The sequence below is a fragment of the Salibacterium sp. K-3 genome (genome assembly GCF_054052005.1).
Genome location: NZ_JBSVZE010000002.1, coordinates 373874 through 387257, shown reverse-complemented (window position 1 = coordinate 387257; position 13384 = coordinate 373874). Strand labels below are relative to the sequence as shown.

Genomic DNA, 13384 nt, shown 5'->3' with positions numbered 1-13384 from the left:
AAAATGCTTTGACTCCAGTGGGAAAAGCACGAGTCTCAAGACCCCGCAGAACGGGAAGCGTTCGAGAAGGCATGAGCCGTGCCCGCGGAAAGCATTTTAACGAAGCGGGATATCATGCATGACAAAAATTCCGAACGATTCATGAAAGAATCATTCGGAATTTTGTTATCTCTGATGTTCCAGACTCGATTCTATTCTACCGTTATTTCCTGGCCGCGCCGGCTGTACCATCCCTGCATCTGCCGGCTCCATTCGGCGGGGATATCGTCGAGGTTCGTATGTTTCACAGGTTGGGCGCGGTTGATGGTTTCCATCGAAGAAAGGCCTGTTTTTTTCTGGAGAGGTCCGCGCTTGAATGCCATTTCTGTTACTTTCTCCCGTTTCGTGATAAAAAGGAAGGTCGTCCATCCGCCTTTTTTCCACTGGATGCATTCGTTGTTCACGGCATAGCGGGTGTGAAAGAAATCCAACAGGCGCGACGTAACGACAAGCCCCAGAAGGATGGCGGAAAACAGCCACCACGGCAGTTCAAAGTCAAAGGGAGCCGGTTGGAAATAAACAAGCAGTCCTGTCGCGATCAGCCATACCCAGCTCGGCCGGAGGAGCCGCACGAGAAGGGAGCGCCGCGGCAGCGGATGCATCGTGTCCGTGTACGAAAAGGCCGGGAGCAGTTCTTCGATCAACGCGGCGGCGCGGGCGGTGGACATGTACGGATACAGCGACGTAATGTTCTCGGTTCCGTCTGCGGCACCTGCTCCGCCTGCGCTGATCAGTCTCATCTCTGTCATGCCAAGCCACCGGTTAATGGGCGGCTGCCGGTATTCCACCGCCTGTATCCTGTTTTTCTGCACGGAGAACGATGACGTCTGGAAGAATCCTTTCGTGATGTAGATTCGTTCGTCGTCGGCCGCAATTTCATAGCGGCCGTACTGAAGAATGGTTTTCACCGCGCCGAAGATAATCGCAGCTGCCGCGAACAACACGGCGAGCAGCGCAATTTTCCACCAGGCATCCAAAAGAGCGGACACAAAGCCGCTTTCCATCACCTGATTGAACTTGTCGGTGGAGTCGACGTTTGACACGAGGGAAACAATCACCGGTATCAAAGCAAAAAAGCTCATGGACAAAAACGATGCTTTGATATGATCTTTCGTACCAGGTTGGAAATGAACGGTTTTCTGAGGCGGGGCGGCAGGTTCCGTATCGTCATCCGGAGAAACCGCCTCTTCCGGCTCTGTTTCCATCTCCTGGTGTTTAACGAAGTCCTCGATCCGGTCCGCTTCACCGGGCGTCACAGCCTGGAACGTGACGGAATCGTCATGATCCTCCATATTCGTTTTAAACGTGATCGACGTCATGCCGAGCAGGCGGTGGAGCCAGGACGTATGGTGCTGCACGTTCTGGATTTTGGAAAAAGGAACGGTCCGTTTCGATTTGGCAAAAAGCCCTTTGTACAGCTGAAACGCTCCGGTATCGAGTTTATACGTATGAGTGAACCATTTATAGACATACGATAACGCAGTAAGTCCAAAAATGCCGAGAAATATGTAACGGGCATACGTGTAGAAGGTGTCGTCGGAACCGGCGTTGAACACAAACAGGTAAACCCCGATAATAATCATGTTGCGGATCAGGTTTTTCAGCTGAAACACGAGAACAAGCGGGTGGTAGCGCTTTGCCTGCGTCATTCTTCCACCTCCTTAATTTTCGCATACCGCGCGATGAGGTTCCGTGTTTCAAGGGCCGTATCCTCCGGAAGCGCTGGAATCTCGTGTTCGGAGTTCAACGTTTTGATGGTAAGCGTGAGCAGCCCGTATTTCCGCAGAAACGGTCCCTGTTTTGTGGCGATGGACTGAATTTTTGTCATTGGTACGACATGAAGCACTTCCTTTAACGCGCCCCGCTTCAGCTGGAGGAATTCGTCATTTACATCATAACGCCAGTGCCTGTACGTGAGCCAAGGGCTGATAAACAGTGACCAGACCGCTCCGAGAACGGCGATGATGAGAAGTCCGGTAATGACCCAGCCTGCCCATTCCGGCCACGAAAACCGCTGATCCAGGTAGTAAAGCACGCCGAGAATAACAAAAAAGATGAATTCTTCAATGATACTGGTGATTACCCAGACGCGTACCGCTTTTTTTGAAAGCCGCCGCTCTGGCTTCTGCAATGATGAATCCAAGATGCAGACCCCCTTTTTGTGCTGTTGTATGGTTACGAAATCTTACTGTTCACCGTTTCATATCATTTTTTCCATAAATGAAAGATTGGCAGATCTCTCTGTGATAAGATGGCAGTATCATCATACAGGAATTTCTAAAGGAGTGAAAGGCTTGAGAAAGTTCATGCTTTTGCTGCTGGCGCTCGTCCTGACAGCCTGTTCCGGCGGAGAAGAGACGTTGAATCCAATCGATGACGAACCGTTGATGACAAAATACGAGAGACTGAGTGAAAACTTTCAGGATAATAATGGAATGCCGGAAGAGCAGGCACAGCAGGAGGCATTCGATCTGATCGTGCAGGAAGCGGCTCTCGTGAACAGAGCTCAGGATGAAGGGATTGAAGTAACGGATGAAGAGGCCCGGGAAGAAGCGCAGTCCGTCCGAAAGACACTGGAAAATGGAGACGGTCCTAACACGGAATCGTCGCTGCAGGATATAGAGGAAACAATGGAAAAAGAGAATCTGACCGAAGACGAATACTGGAACGAATACGTGATCAGCGGCTATAAACATTCCCTGATGAAAGAGAAGCTGAGAGATCATGAGAAAGAAAACGAGCCGAAACCGTGGAACACGCGGAGAAAAGAAATCGTAGAAGCGTTCCGGTCTGATGAAGCGGAGCGGATTGAACGTTTCCGGGAGGAAGTTGGGATCGAGGAAGAGTGATTTTTTATGGACACTAAAAAGCTTAGAACTACGGGTTAGTGCCTCCAAATGATTAAAGAAGACACTATTCCAGCGAATCTGGCGGGTAGTGGTCTCAAACGGCATTATGAGGACATTATGGACATATTTTCACCACTCAGGTATCCTCTATCATCTACTTTACTCCATTTCATCCATAAAAAGTTATGCGGATGGCTTCTTCCACCCGGTGAGGCCTTTGATCAAAAGAAGACCTGCCGCCATAGAGAGAACGGCGTGTGTTTCAGGAAGAAAAAACATATCAATATAAAACGGCCTGTCAGCGTCGAACCAGGCCAGCCAATTCCCTCTTGGAATGAAAACAAGGATGCCGGCGATAAAGGCCGGAACGAGAAACCAATTGGCGCCGGGGCCGCGGTGGAACAGGGATACCATCCGTTCTGCTTCGAGCAGTATGCCGATTCCCATGGCGGACACCGTCATTCGGATAAGGGGGAATGTTCCCGGATCACCCCGCTGCACCGCCGTTTGAAGGTCGTAATAGGTCTGAACCATCACATAAAGACAGCCCAGGATGGCACAACACACAGCGGCATAACCAATCATCCGCCGAAACATAGGTAGATCTCCTTTCATGGCATACTAATTTTTCCTGTTTTATCCTGCCATGATTTTATCATTGTTTGCTGAAGTAAACATACTGTTTTTTAAATTTTCATAATAAAAGGTAGAATGGATACAAAAGAGGAGCCAGAAAGGACGTGGTGGAAGATGGCGGAAGTAGTCATCTGGGGCAGTTTTTTTGCTTCTCAGCCATCCCCCTCTTTTTATCTTCAGAAGAGTTCGTGAAACTGCGGCCCGGTAAAAATCAATCCTTCCGCAGCTGTGCCTAAGAAAACAGCTGAATAGGATAACCATTCCATATTATTTCCTACAATATAATCTATACCCAGTCGTAAAATGGTTACGATGGCGGGAACTACAATCGCCCAACATACCATCATGACCATCCATCTTTTCGACAAGGTTAATCTCCTTCTGCAGCAAGCTTGTTTCGAATGCGGCGAGTCTTCTCCCTTACAATATGTATTTTCCGATCAGCCGGTCCAGCTTGCGGATGTCGACTTTTTTGTTCAGATGCAGCTTCATCCGCCCCACTTTTGTCCACAGCTCGATTTCCGCGTTCAAATCAAACGTGCCGCTGTTTTCGGAGGAATACATGACAATCGAGGAAAACGGAATCGTATAGACCTCCACTTTTTTCCCGGTAATCCCCTGCTTATCGGCAATCATGATCCGTTCGTTCGTTCGTAACCACCGCTACATCCCGCACCGTTTTATAGGCAATTTCGGCTTCTTCCCCTTCCACCAGCACATCCGTCACATCCGCCGGTACACTCGTTTCTTCATAAAATGTCCACGACAGGATACTGTCTCGTAAGAGTTATTATGATACTTTTACCCAATAAGCTGCTTCATTACTTGAAGGAGAAGGTGGCAGCTGTTCTCCTTCCTCTACTTTCACTTCGGTATTGTCCTGATTGGAAGGGCCCCGCTGACAAGACTCTGCATTTTATAATTTCCGCTTTCTGGTGCTATTTCACCGGTTTTGATCGTATTGTCTGCCATTGGTATACCTGCAAAATATAGTTTGAAAGAATAATTGGTTGTTCATTCTTTCCAGTAAAAAGAATTCCTCATTGTTTTCGAAGCTAAACGAATATTTTTCAATTTTTTTCGTATTGATACTTTCGTACTTGTCGCTCCATGCGTTAGTTTTTCCTTTTACTAAAGGAGGAGGTTTGATTATTTAAAGTAAAAGGTATAGACATAAAAACAGGGAGGGAATAGTGTTGAACAAAGTCGAACAAAAAGAGATAGACCACATCTACGAGGCTTTCGCCCGGGTGGACCACATATTATCTGATCTGCTCGAGCTCCAATATTTCCGGGATGACCCTCTTGAGATACGGTTTCGCCTTGTATTGGAAGAAAAAAAGTCAACGATAGAAAAACTGCTTTCCTACTTAAAAGAAGAAGAGGTACCGGATTATTCCAACCTTGTGGAATGGGTTAAAATTATTTATCGAAATGATGAAGTGGAAAAGTTGCATTTTCAAGCCTGGAAAAGAATATGCCAGCAGAATAACTTTCTAAAAGAAGATAAATTAGAGAAAATGAATCATTTATTTAATAACATGTCTGAACTTTTAGAAGACGCTTTGCCGGAAGAGGAAGACTTCATGCGGGAAGACCATATTCCTTATGTCATTCCAACCTTATATCGAGAATAACCAGCACAAAGGAGTAATGATTGTGGATTGGGGAGAGAAGAGACAGGATATACACGTACACAGCCAGGGAGAAGTGGAAAAGTGGGTGCACAGTACCTGTAATTTATGCTCGATTGGCTGCGGATGTGATATTGCTGTTAAAGATGGAAAAATTGTTGGAATTAAAGGTAAAAAAGAAGATTCCATCAATCTAGGAAGACTGGATCCGAAAGCCCAGTATCAGTGGGAGCCTAATAATCACGAAGACCGCTTACTGCACCCTTTCATCCGAAACCAAGAAGGAAACTTAGAAAAGGCATCCTGGGATGAAGCCATGAATTATATTGTAAAAAAGGCGAAAGAAGTGGTGAAGGAAAAAGGCGGAGACGGAGTGGGAATTTACTCTACAGGACAGGGATTCCTGGAAGATTACTACACCACCGCTAAAATTGGAAGAGCCGGCCTTGGCACTCACTTACTTGATGCTAACACCAGGCTTTGTACGGCTACAACGGAATGGTGTCTGCTTCAATCCTTTGGCGCAGACGGGGCTCCGGCATCGTTTGAAGATCTGGATGAGGCAGAAACAATAATGCTTTTCGGCCATAACCCCGCTGAGACCGGCACTGTATTCTTTGATCGAATCATGGAAAGAAAGAAAAAAACCGGAAGCCCTTATTTAATTGTTGTAGATCCTAGAGAAACCCTAACCGCAAAAGAAGCGGACCTCCATTTACAGCTGAAGCCAGCCTCCAACGCAGCGCTGTTAAACGGCCTTATCCGAGAAATCATTTCTGAAGGATGGCTGGACGAAGAATTTATTGAAAAACATACCGTTCAATTTAATGAAATGAAAGAATCCGTAGAACCCTGGTCGTTAGAAAACGCCAGCAACGAATCCGGCATCCCTGTTCATACTCTCCGGTTAGCTGCGGAGAAGCTTGGCAAAACAGAAAGTCTTGTCTCTACCACCCTCCAAGGTGCTTTTCAAAGCAGCGATGCTACAAGTGCCTGCGTGGCTATAAACAACCTTCATCTCATGAGAGGTTTAATTGGTAAACCAGGAAGCGGGCCGCTCCACATGGCCGGCCAGCCCAGTTCTTCTGGTAACCGTACTGTTGGCGGGGTAGGAACGTATCCGGGGAATCGCAACTCCGAAAACCCTGAACACCTTCGCGAAGTGGCGGAGCTATGGAATGTGGAAGAGTCTACGCTGGCCGTCGGACCGGAAAAAGGAATCATAAAACAAATAGAGCTTATGGAAAAAGAAAAAATAGGATTTTTCTGGAACATTCACACCAATCCTCTAGTATCTTTGCCTAATTTACCGAGAGCAAAGAAAGCATTAGAAAAAACGTTCGTCGTCGTGCAGGATCCTTTTCTGACGGAAACGACGGAGGTGGCCGACGTTGTCCTTCCGCCTGCTATGTGGGGAGAAAAGGAAGGAACGATGGAAAATGCGGATCGTACGATCAATGTACTTCGAAAAGCAGTAGAACCACCTGCAGGCGTTAAAACCGATCTGGAAATTCTTATTGATTTCAGTAGGAGGATGGATCTTCAGGATAAAGATGGGAATCCACTTGTCGACTATTCCACCCCGGAAGAAGCGTTTAATGAATGGAGAAAGGTTTCAAAGGGGCGTCCAAGTGATATGTCGGGGATGACGTATGATAAGCTTGAAAAAGAAAACGGAATTCGCTGGCCTGCCACTGAAAATAACCCGGAAGGTACGACCCGCTTATATGAAGACCATCATTTTCCTACAGAAGTTGAATATTGTCAGAGCTTTGGCAAGGATATGGTCACCGGGCGTCCGAAAACCGAAAAGGAATTCGCTCAATTGAACGCTAATGGGAAAGCCATTTTCCATCCCACCAGGCATTTAGGTGCGCCGGAAAAACCAAGAAAAGAGTTTCCATTATGGCTGAATACCGGACGTATCCTTTGGCACTGGCATACAAGAACAAAGACAGCCCGCTCCCCGGATCTGAATCAAAAAGCGCCGGAGGCCTATGTGGCTTTACATGAAGAGGATGCCAGCTTTTTAGATATATCGGAAGGAGAAAAGGTAAGTGTAACGTCTCCCAGAGGATCTATAGAAGTACCTGCGCGCCTTGGGACTGAGGTGAATCAAGGAGAAGTCTTTGTGCCGTTTCACTACGGAAATTGGGAGGAGAATCAAGCAGCTAACCAATTAACCATAGATGTAGTGGATCCCCTCTCCCACCAGCCAATATTCAAGCAGGCATCCTGCAGAGTAGAGAAAATCACGGATTAGTAGAATAGAGATTTTCAGCAAAGCAGCACCGTAGGAAAAAGAATAGGGATAATATAGAAACCCGGACGATGGGCTGCCATGCAACGAAAACAAACCGTCATCGTCCGGGTTTTGTGTGTGACATTGCCCGACTCGTAGGGATTCTGAAAAGCAGCAACATGCGGGGGAACAGTGCATCCTCGGGATGTACCGTTTTTAGGGGGATAAAGGAACGTGGACACTGTATATCAACCGTGGTGCTTTTAGTGTCCACAAGGGGGGTCTTGAAGCCAGTGTGTTTCTACAACGGGCCCATAGTGGTTCCAGACCCATTCGATTGAAACCACTACTGCCTGATTTTAACGGTGTAGTGTCTCCAAGACGACGTGATGCGGACACTCCTTCTTTGCCGGCTGCTGATGGAGGCAGCGCCCGCTTTACAATAAAAGAGGGTAGTTACTCTTTATCGTTGTCCACGAAGCGTCCTTTGTCTGGAATAGCAATCTCGTCAAAATAGGTCACTAAATAATCCAGGTTTTCGGTCAGTTGCTCCCCGTGCATCTCTTTTCCGTGACCGGTACCGGCTGTGCAGGGTTTTAACTCCTGCAGCTTTTTTACGGAATCCCGTGCTTTTTCCCAGTCGGTGGTTAAATACCTTGGGGGACCGCTGATTTCTAGTTTTTGTGTCGCTACTTTATAAAGGGATTCTTGTTTTACGGTGACAAAAGCATCACCAGCAATGAGAAATCGATCTTCTTCCCGAAATAAAGAAACATGTCCGGGCGTATGTCCGGGCGTGTGGATCCAACTCCATCCCGGCATTTCGGGTATGCTGCCGTTTTCCTTAAGAGGATGAACGTAATTTTCTATATTAATGGCTTGATTTGGAAACATGGGAGACATTTTTGCTACCATTCCGCCTTCTACTGTCGCATCTGGTTCAGGATAGTCCTGCTTCCCAGTAAGATGCCCTAGCTCTTGTTCATGCGCATAAACCGGCACCTCCCACTCGTCCAGCAGTTCATTAATGCCTCCTACGTGGTCGAAATGACCGTGAGTAAGGATGATGGCTTCTGGTTTGCTGCCGGCACCAAATCGCTTCTCCACTTCCTTCAGAATATTATCCGCAGATTTAGGCATCCCTGCATCAACCATGACCCATTTTCCCTCAGGGAGCCCGACGAAGAAAAGGTTTACTACTTGGTTGGTATATATATAAACGTCTGCGGCCACTTCTTCTCCGGATCCTGCTTTAGCGGAAGTGACTGGAATAAATCTTTCCCCCATTTTTAACTCTCCTTTCTGAACGGCTTCTTTGCGGTTGATTCTTTCCTGATAGTCTACCCCGTCAGCCGTGATTTTTACTCCTTCTTCCTAGAATGGTTTAGGAAAGCTATACCTTTATCCAAGCTTCCCCAAACGAATACATATTTTTTGACAACCCGGGAATAGGAGGGCAGGACCCTTATTGGGCTGCAGGGCAATACTTTGCTTTCCTTTCCCGAGAAAACCTCGAAAATCTTCATATGTCCATATCCCAAGGTTGAATTCGGCAGTTAACAACCACGTGTTAACAAGAGGAAAACTGTTTATCAAGATAAGACCAGCTGTTTTTTCGGGGTAGTAGGATTTCTCTAAGAGGCGTTTAATGTCAGAACCCTGCCAAGCATCGTATTATACATTGTCTGAGTGAGGTCGTATTCTGTGGTCAATGCTTCGAAGATGCCCATCGGAACGAAGGCCGAATTCTATCCAACTGGATAAAAGAGCTAACAGCACAGCTATGCTGATGTAAACCAGGGGAAGGACCCACAGGCTGGCTCGTAGTTCGCGCCGCTGTCGTGTAGACATATATATATTCATAAAAACTTTTACGAGATCAGGAACCAAACGGTATAAAAAATGTTGCAATATCGTAATCCTCTCTTCCACACTCAAAAAACCGTATTATATTAAAAGAAAAGCTGTCCCCCAGGATGATGGGACAGCTTTTATGACTTAATTGTTCCCTTTTCTTTTGGGAACTTCTGGAACTACATTGCCGGCTGTGCCGGAAGCATGTTCGACGCCAACATCTCTCAGGGAGGCGACTCCTTTTACGTTATTATCATTCTCCAGGACGAGCAATCTTTTAATCTGATGCTCCTGCATCAATTGGGCAGTTTCGTCCACGTTTATGTCCGGGGTACCTGTCACTACATCTTCTGTCCGGAAGCTTGTATGTTTTCTGAGGATCCTTTAGCTAATCCGTTTACAACGATATCTCTGTCGGTGACAACCCCCACATATTTACTTCGGTATTACTGACTGGCTTGATCCTCCGCTAACAAGGCTCTGTACCTCATAGTTTCCGCTTTCTGGTGGCTTTCTGGTGCTTTCTCTCCGGTTTTGACCGTATTCTCTGCCATTCTTATACATCCTATCAGTAGTAAGAAAAGAAACGCTGGCATTCTTTTCTTGCTTACGGAGAAAGATTCCCGAAGGATTTCCGAGATTAAACAGGCCATTCCTGATTATTCACGTATTGAAACTTCTGTCCCATTGTCCGCTCTGCTTCTGTGCGTCCTTTCATGTTTTTGTGATCACCAGAGGGGATGGAGTGCCGCCTACTTATTAGGAAAACTCTCGGTTTCTCTTATGGGGACATCTCATAAAACGTTTGTGGTAAAATAGTAGGAAAAGGAATTCGAAAGCAATATAGTGTAAGCGCTGACAGAACATACGATATTCGTAGAGGGAAGGGGAGTCGTATGATTACCAAAGAAAACATCGTATATACCTTAAATCAAAGTGTGGAGAATCATACCCCTATTATTGGGGCGGCGGTGGGCTCCGGCCTTTCGGCCAAACAGGCACAGGAAGGAGGCGCTGATCTGATTCTGGCATTGAACGCGGGACGGTTCCGGGCTTCCGGTGTTTCTTCACTTGCCTGCATGATGCCTTTTTTAAACAGTAATGAAACGGTGATGGATTTTGGCAGAACAGAAGTGCTTCCTCGTGTCCACGATATCCCGGTTATTTTTGGGGCCTGCGCGACAGATCCAACGAAAAGTCCGAACATGCTCATTAACAACGTCATGAAAAGCGGATTTCAGGGGATCAATAACTTTCCCAGTGTCGGGGTGATTGACGGTACATTCCGGGAAGCTTTGGAAGAGAATGGGATGGGGTTTGAACTGGAAGTACAGTTAATGGAGAAAGCAGTAGAGAAGGGGCTCTTTACCATTGCTTTTGCTTACGATGAAGAACAGGCCAGGAAAATGGCAGAAGTGAATGTGGACGTTGTCTGTGTCAATCTGGGCTGGACCGTCGGAGGTGAGGTGGGGGTCAAACAACGGACCAGCATGCAGGAGAACATCTCTCTGATCAACCGTATATTTAAAGCAGCCCGCAGCGTCCAGCCCAACGTTTTGACCATGGTATACGGTGGTCCGTTTAAGGATGCGGAACAGGCGGGTTATATATATCAGGAAACAAATGCTCTCGGCTATATCGGGGGCTCGAGTTTTGAACGTATTCCAGCTGAAGCCAGTATTAAGGAAATCACGAGTGAATTTAAAAACTATCAGATGCTCGAAGTAGAAAACCGGCATTTGAAAAAGGAACTCGTTCGAAAAAAGGGCTTTGATGAAATAGTCGGGCAGAGCAGAAGCATGCAGGATATATATGATGTGGTTAGAAAAGTGGCAGATAAAAATATCAGCGTTCTCGTTCACGGTGCCAGTGGAACAGGCAAAGAATTAGTCGTCCGGGCTGTTCATTATAACAGCTCCCGTTATCAGGAGCCGTTCGTTAAAATCAACTGCGCAGCCATTCCGAAAGAAATTCTGGAAAGCGAATTGTTCGGGCATGAAAAAGGGGCTTTCACAGGGGCGGAGCGAAAGCGCCTCGGAAAATTTGAAATAGCGGACAAAGGCACGTTGTTTCTCGATGAAGTAGGCGAGCTCGACCCTGAGATCCAGGCGAAATTTCTCCGGGTTATTCAACAGCAGGAATTCGAGCGGGTCGGCGGCAACGAAACGATCAAAGTCGATGTGAGAATAGTATGTGCGACCAATTCCAACCTTCGGGAAGCTGTGTCACGCGGAACCTTCAGGGAAGATCTGTATTACAGATTGAATGTTGTTTCGATTTATACCCCGCCGCTCCATAAACGAAAAGAGGACATTCCGCTACTTGTGAATTATTTTCTCAAAAGCATTAATGAAAAGTTTGATCTGGGTATAAAAAGATTGTCGGGACAGGCGCTCGATGCTCTCGTTGCTTATGACTGGCCGGGAAATGTCAGGGAGCTGGAGCATACATTGGAACGGGCAGCGATTCTTTGTGATGGAAATTTCATTTACCTGCATGACCTGCCTGCTTCCGTCCAGGAGGAGGCGGAAGGTCCGGACGATGTTTCTCACGCGGGAAGCACATTGGCCGGGGTATCGCAGGCAAGCGCTGAAACGAATGAAAAACAGATGATTGTAGAATACCTCGACCATTATGCGTGGAACCGGACGAAAGCGGCACAGCAGCTCGGCATCACGCGACGTACACTGTACAACAAGATGAAAAAATATGAGATTGAACAACAGAAGTGAGAAACGTTTCCCGAAAAAAGTGAGAAATGCATCACGCGAAGTGGGAAAATGCTTTCTCGCTTTTTTTATGATGGGAAAACAAAAAAGCGGTGTAAGGGGGAAAACAGGCGTGGAAAAAAGTTGGCATGGCTTTTGCATTAATAAACGTTAGATCCAAAAGAAAGGGGGGGGAGGGTTGAAAAAAGTTCTGCTGATAGGAACATTTGATACGAAAGGGAACGAGTGCCGGTTCATCAAAGATATTCTCAAAGAAGACGGTGTTGGTACGGTAACGATGAATACGGGAGTGAAGGGAGCTTCCACCTTTCCGCCCGATATTTCCAGCGGGGACGTCGCAGAGCGAGGGGGAGCGCCGCTTGAGAAGTTGATCGAAGAGGATGATAGAGGAGCTGCCGTGGACATCATGATGGAAGGAGCAGCTGCTTACGCTTTAAGCCTTTTTGAAAGCGGTACCATTTCTGGTGTCATAAGTCTGGGTGGATCGGCGGGGACCACGATAGGGACTCACGCAATGCAGGCGCTCCCGATTGGCGTTCCGAAAGTGATGGTTTCCACGGTGGCATCCGGGGATACGCGTCCTTATGTTGGTGTGAAGGATATAACGATGATGTATTCTGTGGTAGATATCTCCGGCATCAATCTGTTATCTTCGAGCATTTTGGCAAATGCTGCCTATGCGGTTTCCGGAATGGTGAAAGGAAAAACGCCGAAAGTCCCCTCAGATAAACCGCTGATTGGTGCGACCATGTTTGGGCTGACCACCCCATGTGTTACAAAAGCCAAAGAGTATTTGGAAAACCAAGGCTATGAAGTGCTGGTTTTTCATGCGACCGGAACCGGCGGTAAAGCGATGGAAAGTCTGGCGGCATCAGGTTATCTCTCAGGTGTGCTGGATGTTACGACGACGGAATGGTGTGATGAATTGGTAGGCGGGAACTTAAGTGCCGGCCCGGACCGTCTCGACGCCGTGGCCAAAGCAGGGATTCCGCAGGTTGTTTCTACGGGGGCGCTGGACATGGTGAATTTTGGAGGAATGGAAACAGTGCCTGACACGTTCCGGGGACGCAACTTGTACAAACACAATGCAAACACGACACTGATGCGTACGACAGCCGAAGAGAACCGGCAGCTCGGGTCCATCATTGCCGGCAAGATGAATGCAGTTCAGGTGCCTTCTGCGCTGTTCCTGCCGTTACAGGGACTTTCAGGAATTGATATGCAGGGACAGCCGTTTTACGGACCGGAAGAGAACGATGCGTTGTTCCGCTCCCTGTCGGAACATGTAACGAATGACCAGGTAGACGTTATAGAAATGAACAATCATATCAATGACGAAACGTTTGCCGTTGCGACGGCACGTAAGTTGGTTGCCTTGATGGAAAATAAGAAATAGAAGAG

The 13384-nt window shown here is 47.2% G+C and carries 14 protein-coding genes; 5 read left to right on the top strand and 9 right to left on the bottom strand.

Going from position 1 to position 13384, the window contains the following annotated elements; translation table 11 throughout:
• Positions 1-191: 191 nt before the first annotated feature.
• Positions 192-1688, bottom strand: a complete 1497-nt coding sequence (locus ACW9JV_RS14075; RefSeq protein WP_457335509.1) for a PH domain-containing protein — start codon at positions 1686-1688, stop codon at positions 192-194.
• A complete protein-coding gene (locus ACW9JV_RS14070; RefSeq protein WP_457335507.1) occupies positions 1685-2182 on the bottom strand; it encodes a PH domain-containing protein in 498 nt (165 codons plus the stop codon). The genes ACW9JV_RS14075 and ACW9JV_RS14070 overlap by 4 nt, the downstream gene beginning before the upstream one ends.
• A 151-nt stretch (positions 2183-2333) precedes the next feature.
• Between ACW9JV_RS14070 and ACW9JV_RS14065 the strand changes: the two genes are divergently transcribed.
• The gene (locus ACW9JV_RS14065) at positions 2334-2888 is read left to right on the top strand and encodes a hypothetical protein (protein ID WP_457335506.1); all 555 of its coding nucleotides are present in this window, start codon (positions 2334-2336) and stop codon (positions 2886-2888) included.
• A gap of 183 nt (positions 2889-3071) precedes the next feature.
• Here ACW9JV_RS14065 and ACW9JV_RS14060 read toward each other — a convergent pair whose 3' ends face one another.
• From ACW9JV_RS14060 to ACW9JV_RS14040, 5 genes are all read right to left on the bottom strand, one after another.
• Positions 3072-3485, bottom strand: coding sequence for a hypothetical protein (locus ACW9JV_RS14060; protein ID WP_457335504.1), 414 nt, complete (start codon positions 3483-3485; stop codon positions 3072-3074).
• Between the two features lie 215 nt (positions 3486-3700).
• Complete coding sequence (locus ACW9JV_RS14055; protein ID WP_457335502.1) at positions 3701-3892, bottom strand: hypothetical protein; 192 nt, start codon at positions 3890-3892, stop codon at positions 3701-3703.
• A 52-nt stretch (positions 3893-3944) separates the two neighbouring features.
• Complete coding sequence (locus tag ACW9JV_RS14050) at positions 3945-4160, bottom strand: PH domain-containing protein (RefSeq protein ID WP_457335500.1); 216 nt, start codon at positions 4158-4160, stop codon at positions 3945-3947.
• Positions 4147-4251, bottom strand: coding sequence for a hypothetical protein (locus ACW9JV_RS14045; RefSeq protein ID WP_457335498.1), 105 nt, complete (start codon positions 4249-4251; stop codon positions 4147-4149). Before ACW9JV_RS14045 ends, ACW9JV_RS14050 begins: the two co-directional genes overlap by 14 nt.
• Positions 4252-4314: 63 nt before the next feature.
• The gene (locus ACW9JV_RS14040; RefSeq protein WP_457336070.1) at positions 4315-4392 is read right to left on the bottom strand and encodes a hypothetical protein; all 78 of its coding nucleotides are present in this window, start codon (positions 4390-4392) and stop codon (positions 4315-4317) included.
• A gap of 328 nt (positions 4393-4720) precedes the next feature.
• Here ACW9JV_RS14040 and ACW9JV_RS14035 point away from each other — a divergent pair, with 328 nt between their 5' ends.
• A complete protein-coding gene (locus tag ACW9JV_RS14035; RefSeq protein WP_457335496.1) occupies positions 4721-5161 on the top strand; it encodes a hypothetical protein in 441 nt (146 codons plus the stop codon).
• A 16-nt stretch (positions 5162-5177) separates the two neighbouring features.
• Positions 5178-7421: a molybdopterin oxidoreductase family protein gene (locus tag ACW9JV_RS14030; protein WP_457336068.1), complete on the top strand. Its 2244-nt coding sequence runs from the start codon at positions 5178-5180 to the stop codon at positions 7419-7421.
• Between the two features lie 435 nt (positions 7422-7856).
• On the opposite strand, the gene ACW9JV_RS14025 is transcribed toward ACW9JV_RS14030, so the two are convergent.
• Positions 7857-8687, bottom strand: coding sequence for an MBL fold metallo-hydrolase (locus ACW9JV_RS14025; protein WP_457335494.1), 831 nt, complete (start codon positions 8685-8687; stop codon positions 7857-7859).
• A gap of 711 nt (positions 8688-9398) precedes the next feature.
• On the bottom strand, positions 9399-9596 hold the full coding sequence (locus ACW9JV_RS14020) for a CBS domain-containing protein (protein WP_457335492.1): 198 nt from the start codon (positions 9594-9596) through the stop codon (positions 9399-9401).
• A gap of 554 nt (positions 9597-10150) precedes the next feature.
• On the opposite strand from ACW9JV_RS14020, the gene ACW9JV_RS14015 reads away from it, so the two are divergent.
• Together ACW9JV_RS14015 and ACW9JV_RS14010 are read left to right on the top strand one after the other, a co-directional pair.
• Complete coding sequence (locus ACW9JV_RS14015) at positions 10151-11986, top strand: phosphoenolpyruvate hydrolase family protein (RefSeq protein WP_457335490.1); 1836 nt, start codon at positions 10151-10153, stop codon at positions 11984-11986.
• A 175-nt stretch (positions 11987-12161) separates the two neighbouring features.
• Complete coding sequence (locus tag ACW9JV_RS14010) at positions 12162-13379, top strand: Tm-1-like ATP-binding domain-containing protein (protein WP_457335488.1); 1218 nt, start codon at positions 12162-12164, stop codon at positions 13377-13379.
• The last annotated feature ends 5 nt before the right edge of the window (positions 13380-13384 follow it).